Below are 14,715 nucleotides of genomic sequence, written 5' to 3' on the forward strand. Positions count from 1 at the left end.
CAGGCCCGATTATGGGCCGAGGCGCTCCCCGAAGGAAGCACCCGCCCTGCCCTTATAAACGGGCCTGGCGCGCCGCACCGCTGCGTGACTTGGCCATCGCCGCCAGACGCACCGCCACGTTGGCCGCGCCGTAGCCGGCATAGCCATGCTTGCGCTGGATGATCTCGAAGAAAAACCGTCCTTCGAACGGCTCGGTGTACACATGAAACAACTCACCGCCCTGGGCGTCGCGGTCATACAGCACGTTGTAGTACGCCAGCTCGCTGAGGAACTCGTCGTCAAAATCGAAGCGCGCAGCCAGGTCGTCGTAGTAGTTGAGCGGGATATCCAGCAGCGGCACACCGGCTTCCTTGGCCCGGCGTACTTCAGCAAAAATGTCCGCGCAATCAAACGCAATATGGTGCACACCCGAACCGCGATAGCTGGAGAGCGCGTGGGAAATCGCAGTGTTGCGGTTTTCGGAGATATTCAGCGGCAGGCGGATCGAGCTGCAACGGCTACGCAACGCACGGCTTTTCACCAGGCCGTAAGGGTCGGGCAGCACCACTTCGTCGTCGGCTTCGAAATCCAGCAGGCTTTTGTAGAACAACACCCAACTGTCGAGGCTGTCGGCCGGCAAGGCCATGGCCATGTGGTCGATGCGCAACAAGCCGCCGCTGGCGGGTGTGGCCGCTTGCAGGTTGAAATCGGTGTCGTACAGCCCGCCTTCACTGGGGTCGACCAGATAAATCAGGCTGCCATCCGGTGCACGCACGGCGGCCAATTCCAGCTCGTTGGGGCCGACCAGGCCGCGATAAGGCTGGCCCTTGTAGGCCACCGCCCGCTCCAGGGCCTTGGCGCTGTCCTTGACCCGCACCGCCGTGGCACACAACGACGGGCCATGGGCCTCGAAAAAGTTGTGGGCGAAGGAATAGGGTTCGCAGTTGAGGATCAGGTTGATATCGCCCTGGCGCAACAGGCTCACATTCTTCGAGCGATGCTGGCCGGCCTTGGCAAAACCCAGGCGTTCCAGCCAATTGCTCAGCTTGGCGCCGAGGCTTTCATCCACGGCAAATTCCAGGAATTCGATACCGTCGTACTCGCTGGCCGCCGGGGTTTCAAACAGGATGTCCACCGGCGCAGCGGGGGCTTCTTGCGCCAGGCGCTGGCGGGTTTTCTCTTCCAGGTACAGCAACGAGCGCAAGCCATCTGCCGCATTCGCACGAGTGGGCGCGGCGCGGAAGCCATCGTTGAAAATTTCCAGGGACAAGGGCCCGCTGTAGCCACTTTTGATGATTGGCGCGAGAAAGCCCGCCAGGTCAAATTCGCCCTGGCCTGGGAAACAGCGGAAATGCCGACTCCACTCCAGCACATCCATGGCCAGGATCGGCGCGTCGGCCATCTGCACGAAGAAAATCTTGTCGCCGGGGATCTGGGCGATGCCGCTTGGGTCGCCCTTGAGCGACAAGGTGTGGAAGCTGTCGAGCAACACGCCCAGGCTTGGGTGGTCGACCTGGCGCACCAGGTTCCACACCTGCTGCCAGGTGTTCACATGCTTGCCCCAGGCCAGGGCTTCATAGCCAATGCGCAGGCCGCGCTTGCCGGCGTGTTCGGCCAGCAGGCTCAGGTCATCGAGCAGAATACGTTCGTCGCCCACGCTGTCGGCCGAGGCGTTGCTGCACACCAGCACCAGGTCGGTGCCCAGCTCCTGCATCAAATCGAATTTGCGTTCGGCACGCTCCAGGTTGCGCGCCAGGCGATCTCGGCGGCAGCCTTCGAAGTCGCGAAACGGCTGGAACAGGGTAATGGCGATGCCCAGGTCGGCGCACATCTGCCTAACTTCCCGAGGGCTGCCGTCGTAATACAACAAGTCGTTCTCAAAGATCTCCACCCCATCAAACCCGGCGGCGGCGATGGCTTCGAGTTTTTCCGGCAGGGTGCCGCTCAAGGACACAGTGGCAATAGAACGTTGCATGGAAGACTCCCGGCAATTGTTGTTTGTGGCAAATTATTCGCCCCCAGCCTACAGGCAGCAATTAAAATGTACGAACCGGTTAGTTTTTGGTGCGATTATCGAACACTAAGCCCCTTTGGCGAATTGACGACTTTTTAACCACTGCGCACCATCGACCGGGCAATTCGTTCACGTAACAAAGACCCAGAACACACCATAAGAATTTCAAAAAACGGGTACAAACCTCATGCCTCTGCAAAATTCAGCCCTGGCCGCGCGCCCGGGCAACCCGCACGCCGGCATCGGCGACAAGATCCGCGGTGCCCTGGCCGTGGGTAAAACGCGCTGGGGCATGCTGGCCCTCGTGTTCTTCGCCACCACCTTGAACTACATCGACCGCGCCGCCCTGGGCGTGATGCAACCAATCCTCGCCAAGGAAATGAGCTGGACGGCGATGGACTACGCCAACATCAACTTCTGGTTCCAGGTCGGCTACGCCATCGGCTTTGTGCTGCAAGGCCGCCTGATCGACCGGGTCGGCGTCAAGCGCGTGTTCTTCTGCGCCGTGCTGCTGTGGAGCCTGGCCACCGGTGCCCATGGCCTGGCCACCTCGGCGGTCGGTTTTATGGTCTGCCGGTTTATCCTCGGGCTGACCGAAGCCGCCAACTACCCGGCCTGCGTCAAGACCACACGCTTGTGGTTCCCGGCAGGTGAACGTGCAGTGGCCACCGGTATCTTCAACGCCGGCACCAACGTCGGCGCGATGATGACGCCGATGCTGCTGCCGTTGATCCTGCACGTGTGGGGCTGGCAGGCGGCGTTCCTGTGCATGTCGGCACTCGGCGGTATCTGGCTGGTGCTCTGGGGCTTGAAGTACTACAACCCGGAAGACCACCCCACCGTTAAACAATCCGAATTGGACTACGTGCAACAGGAAGTCGAACCGGAACAACCCCGCGTGCCGTTCAGCCGCATCCTGCGCATGCGTGGCACCTGGGCCTTCGCCCTCGCCTACTCGCTCACTGCGCCGGGGTTCTGGTTCTACCTGTATTGGCTGCCGCCGTTCTTGAACCAGCAATACAACCTGGGCATCAACGTGACCCAGATGGGCATTCCGCTGATCATCATTTACCTCACCGCCGACTTCGGCAGCGTGGGCGGCGGGATCCTGTCGTCATTCCTGATTGGCCGTGGGATGAACTCGATCAAGGCGCGGCTGTTGTCCATGCTGCTGTTCGCCTGCTGCATCGTCGGCGTGATCATGGCAGCCGGCTCCAGCCAGCTGTGGGTCGCGGTGTTTGCCATCTCCCTGGCCATCGGCGCGCACCAGGCCTGGACCGCCAACATCTGGAGCCTGGTGATGGACTACACGCCCAAGCACATGATGAGCACGGTGTTCGGCTTCGGCGGCATGTGCGCGGCCATCGGCGGCATGTTCATGACCCAGATCGTCGGCCATATCCTCACGGTGACCAACAACAACTACACGGTGTTGTTCACCCTGATCCCGGCGATGTACTTCATCGCACTGGTGTGGATGTACTTCATGGCGCCGCGCAAGATCCCCACGGTAGACGTTTAACTAACGCCGCCGCTGCTGCCAGGCAGCGGCCAACCCGCTCATGCAGATCACCCCGATACCCACCACCGTGGTCATATCGGGGGTATGGCTGAACACCAGCCAGCCCAACAACCCCGCGAATACGATCTGGCAATAGCCAAACGGCGCCAGCAAGGCCGGCGCTGCGAAGCGGAACGCCTGGGTGAGCATCAAGTGCGCGGTCATCCCGCAGGTGCCCAGCGCCAGCATCATCACCGCGTGCCACAGCGTCGGCACTTGCCAGAAGAACGGCACCATCGCACTCATTACCAAGGTGTTGCACAGGCCGGCGAAGAAGTTGCTGGTGGTCGGGCTGTCGTACTGGCTGAGGATGCGCGTGAGCAACTGGTAGAAGCAGAAGAACAGCGCCGAGCACAGCGGCAGCAACACCGCCGGGGTAAACAGCTCGCCGCCGGGGTGGATGATGATCACCACGCCGATAAACCCGCAGATCACCGCCAGCCACTGGCCACGGGTCACGTGCTCACCCAGCAACGGCACCGACAGCGCCGTCACCAGGATCGGCGCCAGGAAGTTCACCGCTGTAGCTTCGGCCAACGGGATGTAATGCAGCGCCGTGGTGAAGAACAGGCTGGTGCCCAACAGGCATAACGCCCGCACCACCTGCATGCCCGGCCGCTTGCTGCGCAACACGCGCAGGCCCGATTGCGGCAGGAAGATCCCGGCCATCAGCAAGGTGTGCACCATGTACCGCGCCCACACCACCATCACAATCGGGTAGAACCCGGCCAGGTATTTGGACAAGGCGTCGTGGCTGGAGAACAGGAACGTCGCCAGCACAATCAGCAGGATGCCTTTGAACGGATGGTTGACGCCGGAGAGCGGGGTACTGACAGTCATTGAATTCTCTTGTGTGGCGAGCGGGACGCTGAGCACTGAACCAAGGAGCGCTCAACCCGGTAATCTAGCAGCCGGGCCGGAGTCTGCCCCAAGAGCATAACCAAACACCGGGCGAACAGCGCACTAAATCGATGGATCCTAGTCCAACGCTGCACGCTCGCCCCGGCGTTGCACACTTTTTAACCAAGGCCTTGCCGCTATGAAAAAAATCCTCTTTGCCCTGCCTGCCCTCGCCCTGCTCGCTGCCTGCGACAAAGCACCGAAAGAAGCCCCCAAGCCCGCGCCGGCTTCCGTGCAAGCGACCCTGGTGCCCGAGACCCCGCCCACCGATAAATGGGTCGGCCAGTGGGTCGGTGTCGAAGGCTTGCACCTGACCATCGCCAAGGACGACAGCATTGGCCGCGGCCACTACCTTCTCACCATGCAATACGGTCTGGACGCCGACGACGCGGGCACCTTCAAAGGTGAGGCCGCCGAAGACGGCATCGCCTTCACCCGCCCCGACGGCCCGCAGCTGTTGCGCGCTGGCGACGGCGCCGCCACCGGCTTGAAGTGGCTGGCAGATAAAAAAGACTGCCTGATCGTTGCCACTGGCGAAGGCTATTGCCGTTAATACCGACCATAATCAATCACGGTTAGCACACAGAGGATTGCTCCCATGCTATGGAAAAAAGGCCGACGCAGCGACAACGTGGTGGATGCCCGTAACGACAGTGGCGGCGGCGGCGGCGGTATGCGCTTCGGCGGCGGCAAGGGCCTGAGCCTCACGGCCATCGTGCTGATCGTCGGCATTGGCTGGCTGACCGGCCAGGACCCGATGCAGATTCTTGGCCAATTGACTGGCCAGATGGAACAGGCGCCGTCGGTCAGCACCCAGCCGCGTCAAGCGCCGCCAGCCAACGATGAGCAAGCCGACTTTGTGCGCGCTGTGCTGGGCGATACCGAAGACACCTGGGGCCAAGTGTTCCAGGAAAATGGTCTGGCGTATAAGAACCCGAAACTGATCCTGTTCCGTGGCCGGGTGAACTCAGCCTGTGGTGGCGCCACCTCAGCCAGCGGCCCGTTCTACTGCCCGGCGGACCAGCAGGTGTACCTGGACCTGGATTTTTTCCGGGAAATGTCGCAACGCTTCCAGGCCGCCGGTGATTTCGCCCAGGCCTACGTGATCGCCCACGAAATCGGGCACCACGTACAAACGTTGCTGGGCATCTCGTCCAAGATCCAGGCAGCGCGCCAACAGGGTCGGCAGATGGAAGGCGACGGTGGCCTGCTGGTTCGCCAGGAACTGCAAGCCGATTGCTTTGCCGGCGTGTGGGCCAACCATGCGCAAAAACGCCTGAACTGGCTGGAACCCGGTGATATCGAAGAGGCCCTGAACGCAGCCAATGCCATCGGCGATGACCGCTTGCAGCAACAAGGCCAGGGGCGCGTGGTACCAGACTCGTTCACCCACGGCACCTCGGCCCAGCGCGTGCGCTGGTTCAAGACCGGCTTCGCCCAGGGCCAGATCACTCAATGCGATACCTTCGCGGCCAAGAGTCTCTAAATGATCAAACGATTGGGGTTACTGCTGGGGGTGCTCGTGTCCTGTTGCACCTTCGCAGCCGAACACGGCGTCAAGGTGGTCAACCCCGATCGCTTTCATCTGGAGGCCGGCGACCTCAGCCTGGGCCTGAGCCAGGATTGGCGCCAACCACTGCCCAAGGTCACCCGCGCATTGATCATCGTGCATGGCCGCCTGCGCAATGCGCAAACCTACCTGCAAAGCGGCATCGACGCCGCCGAGCATGCCGGGGTGGGCGGCAGTACGCTGGTGATCGCGCCGCAGTTCCTCAATCAAGTGGACGTGAAGCGTAACCATCTGGACAAAGAGGTATTGCGTTGGAAGGGTAACGACTGGATGGCCGGCGAAGCGTCCACCGGCCCAGGGCAGATCAGCTCTTATGGCGCTCTGGACCAGATCATCAAGCACTTGGGCAACCGCAAACTGTTCCCGGCACTGAAAGAAATAGTGGTCGCCGGGCATTCCGGTGGCGGCCAGGTGGTGCAGCGCTTCGCCCTCACCGGCCACGACCATCCGCTGCTGAACGCCGAAGGCATCCGCCTGCGGTATGTGGTGGCTAACCCGTCGTCCTACGCGTACTTCAGCCCGCAACGCCCGGTGACGTTCGACATCGCCAATTGCCCAGGCTTCAACGACTGGAAGTACGGCATGCAAAACCTGCCGGATTACGTGGGTGACCGAGGGGCCCAGCAACTGGAACAAGACTACGTCTCGCGCGACATTACTTACCTGTTGGGCCAGCAGGACACCGACCCCAACCACCCAGCATTGGATAAAAGTTGCGAAGCCGAAACCCAGGGTGCGTATCGGCTGATGCGTGGCCACAACTACTTTGACTACATCAAGCAGCGGCATCCGCAGTTGGGTCACCGGCTGGTGGAAGTGCCGGGGGTGGGGCATGACGGGGATAAGATGTTTACCTCGCCAGAGGGAGAAAAGGTGCTGTTCACGCAGTAGTCACTGACGAAACCCAATAAAAATGTGGGAGCTGGCTTGCCTGCGATGACGGACTGTCAGTTGACAGAGTGTCAGCTGACCCACCGTTATCGCAGGCAAGCCAGCTCCCACCTTTGATCTCTGTCGCCTGGGTTAGATCATTCGGCGCAGCGCCGCACAATCCTCGGCATGCCAATCCGCCAATTCCGGCCAAGGGTTCTCCGGCAAGTTCACCAGCACCGTCTTGCTGCCCGCTGCCCGGCCACAATCCAGGTCAAAGCGATAATCCCCCACCATCACCATTTCGCTGGGTGCTACGTCCCAGGCCGCCGCCAGTTTCAGCAACCCACCCGGATCCGGCTTGTGCGGCGCATCATCGCGCCCCAGCACATCCTCAATGGCAAAGCAGTCCGCCAGGCCTATCGCCTCCAGGGTGATATGGGCCAGCTCCCGCGCATTGCGGGTCAGGATCCCCAAGCGATAACCGCGCCCGGCCAATTCGCGTACCAGCTCCACCGCGCCTTGTGCCGCCACCGAACCCAGGGCCAACTCACGCTCGTGCTCCAGCAACCAGGCGTGCTTGGCCGCTGCAACCGGTGCCGGCAAGGCCGCCAGGTGCGTGAGGATGTCGTCTTCGGGTGGAATGTCCAGCGCCACGCGGATAGCGGCAAAATCATGCACCGCCACCGTGAGGGTGCCGTCCATGTCGAACACCCAGTGCCTAACGTCGCTGAGGCTCATGCCCAATCCTTGCGATGGCGGATCAAACCTTCCTGGGTCACCGACGCCACCAGTTGCCCGGCGCGGTTGTACACACTGCCCCGGGAGAAACCCCGGGAGTTGCCGGCCCAAGGGCTGTCCATGGCGTACAGCAACCAGTCATCGGCACGCAGGTCGGCGTGGAACCACAGCGCGTGATCGAGGCTGGCGACCTGCATGTCTTTCTGCCACACGGTCTTGCCATGGGGCAGCAGCGAGGTGGTCAACAGGCCGAAGTCCGAGGCATAGGCCAGCAGGTATTTATGCAGCGCCGGCGTGTCCGCCAGCGCACCGTCGGCACGAAACCACACGTACTTGACCGGGTCGGATGGCTGGGGGTTGAACGGGTCTTTTTCGGTGACCGGGCGCACTTCGATGGGCTTGGGGCACAGCAGCTTGTCGCGCATGTGCTCGGGGATCAGGTGCGCACGTTGCTGGGTCAGCTCCAGCTCCGACGGCAGGTTTTCCGGGCCCACCACCACCGGCATGGTGGTCTGGTGCTCGAAACCTTCTTCGTCGTACTGGAACGAGGTCGTACAGGTAAAGATCGGATTGCCCTTTTGAATCGCGGTGACACGACGCGTGCTGAAACTGCCACCATCGCGCACGCGGTCCACCGAATACACCACCGGCAACGCGGCATCGCCAGGGCGCAGGAAATAGCCGTGCAGGGAATGCACATGCCGCGCTTCTTCTACGGTCTGGCTGGCCGCCGACAGCGACTGGCCGAGCACTTGGCCGCCGAACAGTTGGCGAAAGCCCAGGTCCTGGCTGCGGCCGCGAAAGAGGTTCTCCTCGATCGGCTCCAGGGTCAGCAAGTCCACCAGATCTTCCAATACTTGGCTCATTGAAACTCTCCTCAAAGCAAAACGGTATCTACCTGTAGGAGCGAGCTTGCTCGCGAAGGTCGCTAACGATTACGCAGCGCTTCTGGTTTACCGCAGCGCTCTTGCGCTCTTCGCGAGCAAGCTCGCTCCTACAGGGTTCTCTCAAGCACGACCGCCTGCTTATCCGTGCAGCGTGTCCAACCATTGGGCGCGGGTGATGCGGTACAACACGTGAGGGCGCAGCGGGTCACCGGCTGCGACTTTCGGGTGTTCAAAATCTGCCTGCGGATCGTAATGCATACCGATGGCCTGCATGACTTTTTGTGAGGGCAGATTGCTCTCGGTGGTGAAGGCCAGGATTTCGTCCAGTTGCAAGCGGTCAAAACCACAGCGCAACGCTGTCCAGGCGGCCTCACTGGCATAACCCAGGCCCCAATGTTCGCGGGCCAGGCGCCAGCCGATTTCCACCGCCGGGGTAAAGCCGGCTTCAAAGCTGACATTCGCAAGCCCGGTCAGGCCGATAAATTCGCCCGTGTCCTTGCGCTGCAAGGCCCAAAAACCAAAGCCATATTCAGCAAAATGCCCGCGAATCCGGCCGATCAGCGCGGCGCTTTCCAAGTGGCTCAATTGAGCCGGGAAGTAACGCATCACCTGCGGGTCGGCGCACATGCGCGCAAAGTCCGGCAGGTCGCTGTCGCGCCATTGGCGCAGCACCAAGCGTGCACTTTCCAGTTCCAGTATCGGCTCCATGGGTCCCCCCTGCCTTGCCATGTGCGTGAGTGTACAGCGCTGTTAAGATCCGTCGCAGGTTCCCGTCAGAAAATCCCATGCCCTTGCCATTGATCTACCACGAAGACTACAGCCCTGAGTTCCCGGCGGACCACCGGTTCCCCATGGACAAGTTTCGCCTGTTGCGTGACCACCTGGTGGACAGCGGCCTGACCGAAGACAGCCAATTGCTGCGCCCGCCGCTGTGCCCGACAGACATCCTGGCCCTGGCCCATGAACCTGGGTATATCGAACGCTACATGAGCGGCGAACTGTCCCGCGAAGACCAACGCCGCCTTGGCCTGCCCTGGAGCGAAGCCCTGGCCCGGCGCACGGTGCGTGCGGTGGGCGGCTCGATCCTGGCCGCCGAACAAGCCCTGGCACATGGCCTGGCCTGCCATTTGGCGGGTGGCACCCACCATGCCCATTACGATTATCCGGCGGGTTTCTGCATTTTTAATGACCTGGCGGTAATCAGCCATTACCTGTTGGCCAGCGGCCGGGTCAATCGCGTGCTGATCTTCGATTGCGACGTGCACCAGGGCGACGGCACCGCACGCATCCTGCACGACACACCGGATGCCATCACCGTGTCGCTGCACTGCGAAAAGAACTTCCCGGCACGCAAGGCCCAGAGCGACTGGGACATCCCGCTGCCCATGGGCATGGGCGATGCCGACTACCTCAAGGTAGTGGATGACGCGCTCAACTACCTGCTGCCGCTCTACCAACCGGACCTGGTGCTGTACGACGCCGGCGTGGATGTGCACAAGGACGACGCCCTTGGTTACCTCAAGCTGACAGACGCAGGCGTCGCCGCCCGTGATGAAAGCGTGATGCGCCACTGCCTGGGCCGCGACATTCCGGTGATGGGCGTAATCGGTGGCGGCTATAGCAAAGACCGCCCCGCCCTCGCCCGCCGCCACGGCATCCTGCACCACAGCGCGAAGCGGGTATGGACGTCATCAGGCTGTCATTGAACTGTGAGCGTTACCCACAATGCCTGTGGAACGGCCTGTGGATAACTTGAGCGTAAGCGGCTGCAAGCGAGTGGCCGTATGGCCTGTAGGAAAGTGTACGTTTTTTGATCAAGCACGGGCGTCGTGGTCGGGTAGAATGCTCGGCCTATTCAAACCATCGTAGCCCTGCCCATGCCTCAGACTTCTGCCCACCACGTCTCCATTATCGGCGGCGGCCCCGCCGGGCTGATGGCCGCCGAAGTCTTGAGCCAGGCGGGCGTGCAGGTGGACCTGTACGACGGCATGCCTTCAGTGGGGCGCAAGTTCCTGCTGGCAGGTGTGGGCGGCATGAACATCACCCACTCCGAAGCCTACCCCGCGTTTCTGTCGCGCTACGCCGAACGCGCCCCGCACATGGCGCCGCTGCTGCGCAGCTTTGGCGCCGAGGCGTTGTGCGAATGGATCCATGGCCTGGGTATCCAGACCTTTGTCGGCACCTCCGGCCGCGTATTTCCTACCGATATGAAAGCCGCGCCACTGTTGCGCGCCTGGCTCAAGCGCCTGCGAGATCACGGGTTGGTTATCCACACCCGGCATCGTTGGACGGGTTGGAATGCCGAAGGCGACTTACTTATCCACAGCCCGGACGGCGATAAAGTTGTCCACAGCGACGCCGTGTTGCTGGCCTTGGGCGGCGGCAGTTGGTCACGCCTGGGCTCTGACGGTGCCTGGCTTAACCTGTTTGAAGGCAAAGGCCTGCCCTATGTGCGCCTGCAACCGAGCAACTGCGGGTTTGAAGTGTCGGCGTGGAGCGAGTTGATGGTCAGCAAATTCGCTGGCGCACCGTTGAAAAACGTCGCCATTGGCCTGGGGGATGACAAGCCTCGGCTGGGTGAATGCGTGATCACCGCCACCGGCATTGAAGGCAGTTTGATTTACGCCCTGTCGGCGCCGATTCGTGAAGCGATCAACCGCGACGGTGCGGCCACGGTGCATATCGATTTGCTGCCGAGCAAGCCGTTGGACAAGGTGCAGGCCGCATTGGCCAAGCCCCGTGGCTCGCGGTCGATGAGCAAGCATTTGCACAGCCAGTTGGGGTTGGATGGCGTGAAAGCGGCCCTGCTGCGCGAGCTGACGCCCGCTGAACACTTCACCGATCCCGCGCAGTTGGCGGTGGATATCAAAGCGTTGCCGCTGACATTGGTGAGGACGCGGCCGATGGATGAGGCGATCAGCACGGCCGGTGGTGTGCCGTTTGAGGCGCTGGATGAGCGGTTGATGCTCAAGCCCTTGCCTGGGGTGTTCTGTGCGGGGGAAATGCTCGATTGGGAGGCGCCGACCGGTGGGTATTTGCTGACCGGGTGTTTTGCCAGTGGCCGGGCGGCTGGGCTGGGGATGTTGGAGTGGCTTAACCGCTGAAACTTGCGGTGGATTCAAGGCCGCCATCGCAGGCAAGCCAGCTCCCACCTTTGACTGTATTCACACTTCAAAGGTGGGAGCTGGCTTGCCTGCGATGAGGCCATCAGCCACAGCGCAAAATCATTTCTTCTTACGCGGCCCGGTGTTAAACACCGGCACCTTGCGCACCGGCTTGATCGAAGGCTCAGCCGGCGCCACTTCCCCACTGTCCACCCACTTGCCCAAGTTGCGCTTACCACCACCGCCAGACGCCTTAGGCTTCTTCGGTTTTTTCGGCTTCTTCACCACCTGCCCACTGGCATCGGTGTCCGGCACGCGGTGCTCCGGCTCAAAATCCGCTTCCATTTTGCGGGTGAGGGTCTGGCGGGTCAGCATCTCGATGGCCGAGAGCATGTTCACCTCATCGGCACACACCAGGGAAATCGCCTCACCGGTATTGCCCGCACGCCCGGTACGGCCGATGCGGTGGATGTAGTCTTCGGCCACGATTGGCAGGTCAAAGTTGACCACCAGCGGCAGGTCTTCGATATCCAGGCCTCGGGCCGCTACGTCGGTGGCCACCAGGATCTGCACGTCGCTGGTCTTGAAGCGGTCCAGTGCGCGTTGGCGGGTGGCTTGGGGTTTGTCGCCATGGATGCCATCGGCGTTGATCCCCAGGCCCTGCAACTTGTCCACCAGGGCGTCTACGCCGTTGCGGGTCTTGGCGAACACCAGCACTTGCTTCCAACGGCCCTTGCGCATCAGGTGCACAAACAGCTCCGGCTTGCGCTTCTTGTCCACCGGCACCACCCACTGCTTGACGGTGTTGGCAGCGACGTTGCGCGGGCTGACTTCGATGCTCAGCGGGTCGTTGAGCATCTGCCCGGCCAGCAGGCGGATGTCATCGGAGAAGGTCGCGGAGAACAGCAGGGTCTGGCGCTTTTTCGGCAGCATGCGATAAATGTTGGCAAGCTCTTCGGAGAAGCCCAGGTCGAGCATGCGGTCGGCTTCATCCAGCACCAGGGTTTGCAGCTGGTTGAGCTTCAGCGCGTTCTGGCGAAACAGGTCGATCAGGCGGCCAGGGGTGGCGACCAGAATGTCGACGCCTTTGCGCAGCTTCATCATCTGCGGGTTGATGCTCACGCCGCCGTACACCGCGTAAGTGGTCAGCGGCAGGTGTTGGGCGTACTCGGCAACGCTGGCGTGAACCTGCTCGGCCAATTCGCGAGTCGGGCACAGGATCAGCGCACGCGCCGAGTTGGCAGCGACTTTCGGCCCTTCCAGGGTCAGCAGTTGCAGCAGCGGCAAAGCGAAACCTGCGGTCTTACCGGTGCCAGTCTGGGCCGCGGCCATCAGGTCGCGACCGGCCAGCACCGCCGGAATGGCTTGCGCCTGCACCGGCGTCGGGGTCTGGTAGCCAAGCGTCTCAAGGGCGCGCAGCAAGGGTTCGATCAGGCCAAGGGTGGCGAAAGTCATGTAGTTACCGTAGGAAAAATTCAGCGCAAGGGCGTAATGCGCGGCAGTTTACCTTATTTCGGGTTTGGGCTTGCGCCATTGGGGCAGGCTGATCAGCAACACCGCGCTGATGATCACCAGCATTGCCAGGGCTTCTTCCAGGCCGATGGTCTCACCTACGAATACAATCCCCAGCAACACGGCGACGGCCGGGTTCACATAGGCGTAGCTGGTCGCCGCCGCCGGGCGTACGTGTTTGAGCAGGTACATATAAGCGTTGAAGGCGATGATCGAGCCGAACACCGTGAGGTACGCCAGGGCCAGCCAGCCTTCCAGCGGAGGCATGGCCTGCAGGCGCTCGCCAGACAACGCGCTGACGATCAGCAGCGCCACGCCGGCCACGAGCATTTCCGCGGCGCTGGCCATGGCGCCTTGGGGCAGCGGCAAATGCCGGCTCCACACCGAGCCGAAGGCCCAGGATGCCGCCGCCATCAACAGCAACACCGCGCCCAGTGGGCTCGACTGCAAGGTACTGCCCATGTTGAGCATGGCGATGCCGATGATCCCCAGCAGCACCCCGGCCCATTCCAGCCGCGTATTACGCGCACCCCAGAAAAACCCACACAGCAAGGTAAACAGCGGCACCGTCGCCACCGCCAACGCGGCCACGCCGGACGACACGCCCATGTGTTCGGCCACACTCACGCCACCATTGCCCACCGTGAGCAACAAAATGCCGATCATCCCGGCTGCCTTCCACTGCGGCCAGGTCGGCGCCGGCACCCCGCGCCACCTGAGGAAGCCGTACATCACCGCGCCCGCCGTGCAAACCCGAACCCCCGCCAGCAACAGCGGCGGCCAGTACTCCACGCCGATACGGATCACCAGGTAGGTGGAACCCCAGATCACATACAACGCAAAAAAGGCGGCGATCAACGGTAAGGGAAAGCGACGTGGGCCAGGCATTGGGCGGCTCTATGGCAGGAAATGGGAGACTTATTCTAGAAACGAAGGTGGATAAACTTAAGTTACAAAACCTGTTTAAAACGCCAATACACTTCTCAAACCATGGTTATCAAGGCTATAAACCGTGCTTTCGAAAGCCACGCGTAACCGGAGCCTTATCATGGACAAATACGACCGCATGCTCCTCAGCGCCCTGCTTGAAGATGGCCGTGCTTCCTACGCGCAGCTGGCACGCACCGTGAACCTCTCCGCCCCCGCCGTGGCCGAACGCGTGGCCAAGCTTGAGGCCAGCGGCGTGATCACCGGCTACCAGGCCAAGGTGGATTTATCCAAAGTGGGCTTGCCGATTCAATGCGTGATCGAGTTGCGGCTGACCAATCATGGCAGCCAAAAGGTGTACGACGCCTTGGCGGAAATACCCGAACTGACCGAATGCCACCGCGTCACGGGCGACCCCTGCGTGATCATGCAAGCGGCGGTGGGCTCGATGCCCGAGTTGGAGAACCTGATTAACCGGGTAGCGAAGTTTGGCTTCAGCAAGACTTCGATTATTTTGTCCAGCGCCATAGAGCGGCGGGTGCCGTTGGGGCAGTTGGATGCCAACGGGAAAAATGCTGGCTGAGCGATCGCTCCCACAGAGATCGCGTACTGCCCAAGCAACGCGGTCAACTGTGGGAGCTGGCTTGCCT

General features: G+C 61.7%; 14 protein-coding genes. 7 read left to right on the forward strand and 7 right to left on the reverse strand.

The window, feature by feature from the left end:
* Positions 1-52 precede the first annotated feature (52 nt).
* The gene (gene quiC / locus CER19_RS00275) at positions 53-1,954 is read right to left on the reverse strand and encodes a 3-dehydroshikimate dehydratase QuiC (RefSeq protein WP_116664972.1); all 1,902 of its coding nucleotides are present in this window, start codon (positions 1,952-1,954) and stop codon (positions 53-55) included.
* A 226-nt stretch (positions 1,955-2,180) separates the two neighbouring features.
* On the opposite strand from quiC, the gene CER19_RS00280 reads away from it, so the two are divergent.
* Complete coding sequence (locus tag CER19_RS00280) at positions 2,181-3,515, forward strand: MFS transporter (RefSeq protein ID WP_116664973.1); 1,335 nt, start codon at positions 2,181-2,183, stop codon at positions 3,513-3,515.
* Here CER19_RS00280 and CER19_RS00285 read toward each other — a convergent pair whose 3' ends face one another.
* On the reverse strand, positions 3,516-4,394 hold the full coding sequence (locus CER19_RS00285) for a DMT family transporter (protein ID WP_003194370.1): 879 nt from the start codon (positions 4,392-4,394) through the stop codon (positions 3,516-3,518).
* 199 nt (positions 4,395-4,593) lie between these two features.
* Between CER19_RS00285 and CER19_RS00290 the strand changes: the two genes are divergently transcribed.
* Genes CER19_RS00290 through CER19_RS00300 form a run of 3 tightly spaced genes read left to right on the forward strand, consistent with a single transcriptional unit; the run spans position 4,594 to position 6,915 of the window.
* Positions 4,594-5,007: a hypothetical protein gene (locus tag CER19_RS00290; RefSeq protein WP_116664974.1), complete on the forward strand. Its 414-nt coding sequence runs from the start codon at positions 4,594-4,596 to the stop codon at positions 5,005-5,007.
* A gap of 45 nt (positions 5,008-5,052) precedes the next feature.
* Positions 5,053-5,940, forward strand: coding sequence for a neutral zinc metallopeptidase (locus CER19_RS00295; protein WP_014720040.1), 888 nt, complete (start codon positions 5,053-5,055; stop codon positions 5,938-5,940).
* Entirely contained in the window at positions 5,941-6,915 is a 975-nt protein-coding gene (locus tag CER19_RS00300; RefSeq protein WP_116664975.1) for an alpha/beta hydrolase, read from the forward strand.
* Positions 6,916-7,047: 132 nt separating this feature from the next.
* Here CER19_RS00300 and CER19_RS00305 read toward each other — a convergent pair whose 3' ends face one another.
* From CER19_RS00305 to CER19_RS00315, 3 genes are all read right to left on the reverse strand, one after another.
* Positions 7,048-7,635 carry an HAD family hydrolase gene (locus CER19_RS00305; protein ID WP_116664976.1) on the reverse strand — a complete coding sequence of 196 codons (588 nt, stop codon included), beginning with the start codon at positions 7,633-7,635 and terminating at the stop codon, positions 7,048-7,050.
* On the reverse strand, positions 7,632-8,501 hold the full coding sequence (gene tesB / locus CER19_RS00310; protein ID WP_003194379.1) for an acyl-CoA thioesterase II: 870 nt from the start codon (positions 8,499-8,501) through the stop codon (positions 7,632-7,634). Before tesB ends, CER19_RS00305 begins: the two co-directional genes overlap by 4 nt.
* 159 nt (positions 8,502-8,660) lie before the next feature.
* Positions 8,661-9,230 carry a GNAT family N-acetyltransferase gene (locus tag CER19_RS00315; RefSeq protein WP_014720044.1) on the reverse strand — a complete coding sequence of 190 codons (570 nt, stop codon included), beginning with the start codon at positions 9,228-9,230 and terminating at the stop codon, positions 8,661-8,663.
* Between the two features lie 77 nt (positions 9,231-9,307).
* Between CER19_RS00315 and CER19_RS00320 the strand changes: the two genes are divergently transcribed.
* A complete protein-coding gene (locus CER19_RS00320) occupies positions 9,308-10,228 on the forward strand; it encodes a histone deacetylase (protein ID WP_116664977.1) in 921 nt (306 codons plus the stop codon).
* A gap of 171 nt (positions 10,229-10,399) precedes the next feature.
* A complete protein-coding gene (locus tag CER19_RS00325; RefSeq protein ID WP_116664978.1) occupies positions 10,400-11,626 on the forward strand; it encodes a TIGR03862 family flavoprotein in 1,227 nt (408 codons plus the stop codon).
* Positions 11,627-11,746: 120 nt separating this feature from the next.
* Here the strand turns inward: CER19_RS00325 and CER19_RS00330 are convergent, their stop codons facing one another.
* Both CER19_RS00330 and yedA read right to left on the reverse strand, forming a co-directional pair.
* Complete coding sequence (locus CER19_RS00330) at positions 11,747-13,081, reverse strand: DEAD/DEAH box helicase (RefSeq protein ID WP_116664979.1); 1,335 nt, start codon at positions 13,079-13,081, stop codon at positions 11,747-11,749.
* A gap of 48 nt (positions 13,082-13,129) precedes the next feature.
* Complete coding sequence (gene yedA, locus CER19_RS00335) at positions 13,130-14,026, reverse strand: drug/metabolite exporter YedA (RefSeq protein ID WP_116664980.1); 897 nt, start codon at positions 14,024-14,026, stop codon at positions 13,130-13,132.
* 160 nt (positions 14,027-14,186) lie between these two features.
* Here yedA and CER19_RS00340 point away from each other — a divergent pair, with 160 nt between their 5' ends.
* Positions 14,187-14,648, forward strand: a complete 462-nt coding sequence (locus CER19_RS00340; RefSeq protein WP_116664981.1) for an Lrp/AsnC family transcriptional regulator — start codon at positions 14,187-14,189, stop codon at positions 14,646-14,648.
* Positions 14,649-14,715: the final 67 nt, after the last annotated feature.

The sequence above is a fragment of the Pseudomonas sp. GL93 genome (assembly GCF_003408955.1).
GTDB classification, from domain to species: domain Bacteria; phylum Pseudomonadota; class Gammaproteobacteria; order Pseudomonadales; family Pseudomonadaceae; genus Aquipseudomonas; species Aquipseudomonas paracarnis.

What these genes read in the sequence shown, in the direction of transcription:
- quiC (WP_116664972.1), bottom strand. Translation starts at nt 1,954, where the DNA reads ATGCAACGTTCTATTGCCACTGTGTCCTTGAGCGGCACCCTGCCGGAA.
- CER19_RS00280 (WP_116664973.1), top strand. Translation starts at nt 2,181, where the DNA reads ATGCCTCTGCAAAATTCAGCCCTGGCCGCGCGCCCGGGCAACCCGCAC.
- CER19_RS00285 (WP_003194370.1), bottom strand. Translation starts at nt 4,394, where the DNA reads ATGACTGTCAGTACCCCGCTCTCCGGCGTCAACCATCCGTTCAAAGGC.
- CER19_RS00290 (WP_116664974.1), top strand. Translation starts at nt 4,594, where the DNA reads ATGAAAAAAATCCTCTTTGCCCTGCCTGCCCTCGCCCTGCTCGCTGCC.
- CER19_RS00295 (WP_014720040.1), top strand. Translation starts at nt 5,053, where the DNA reads ATGCTATGGAAAAAAGGCCGACGCAGCGACAACGTGGTGGATGCCCGT.
- CER19_RS00300 (WP_116664975.1), top strand. Translation starts at nt 5,941, where the DNA reads ATGATCAAACGATTGGGGTTACTGCTGGGGGTGCTCGTGTCCTGTTGC.
- CER19_RS00305 (WP_116664976.1), bottom strand. Translation starts at nt 7,635, where the DNA reads ATGAGCCTCAGCGACGTTAGGCACTGGGTGTTCGACATGGACGGCACC.
- tesB (WP_003194379.1), bottom strand. Translation starts at nt 8,501, where the DNA reads ATGAGCCAAGTATTGGAAGATCTGGTGGACTTGCTGACCCTGGAGCCG.
- CER19_RS00315 (WP_014720044.1), bottom strand. Translation starts at nt 9,230, where the DNA reads ATGGAGCCGATACTGGAACTGGAAAGTGCACGCTTGGTGCTGCGCCAA.
- CER19_RS00320 (WP_116664977.1), top strand. Translation starts at nt 9,308, where the DNA reads ATGCCCTTGCCATTGATCTACCACGAAGACTACAGCCCTGAGTTCCCG.
- CER19_RS00325 (WP_116664978.1), top strand. Translation starts at nt 10,400, where the DNA reads ATGCCTCAGACTTCTGCCCACCACGTCTCCATTATCGGCGGCGGCCCC.
- CER19_RS00330 (WP_116664979.1), bottom strand. Translation starts at nt 13,081, where the DNA reads ATGACTTTCGCCACCCTTGGCCTGATCGAACCCTTGCTGCGCGCCCTT.
- yedA (WP_116664980.1), bottom strand. Translation starts at nt 14,026, where the DNA reads ATGCCTGGCCCACGTCGCTTTCCCTTACCGTTGATCGCCGCCTTTTTT.
- CER19_RS00340 (WP_116664981.1), top strand. Translation starts at nt 14,187, where the DNA reads ATGGACAAATACGACCGCATGCTCCTCAGCGCCCTGCTTGAAGATGGC.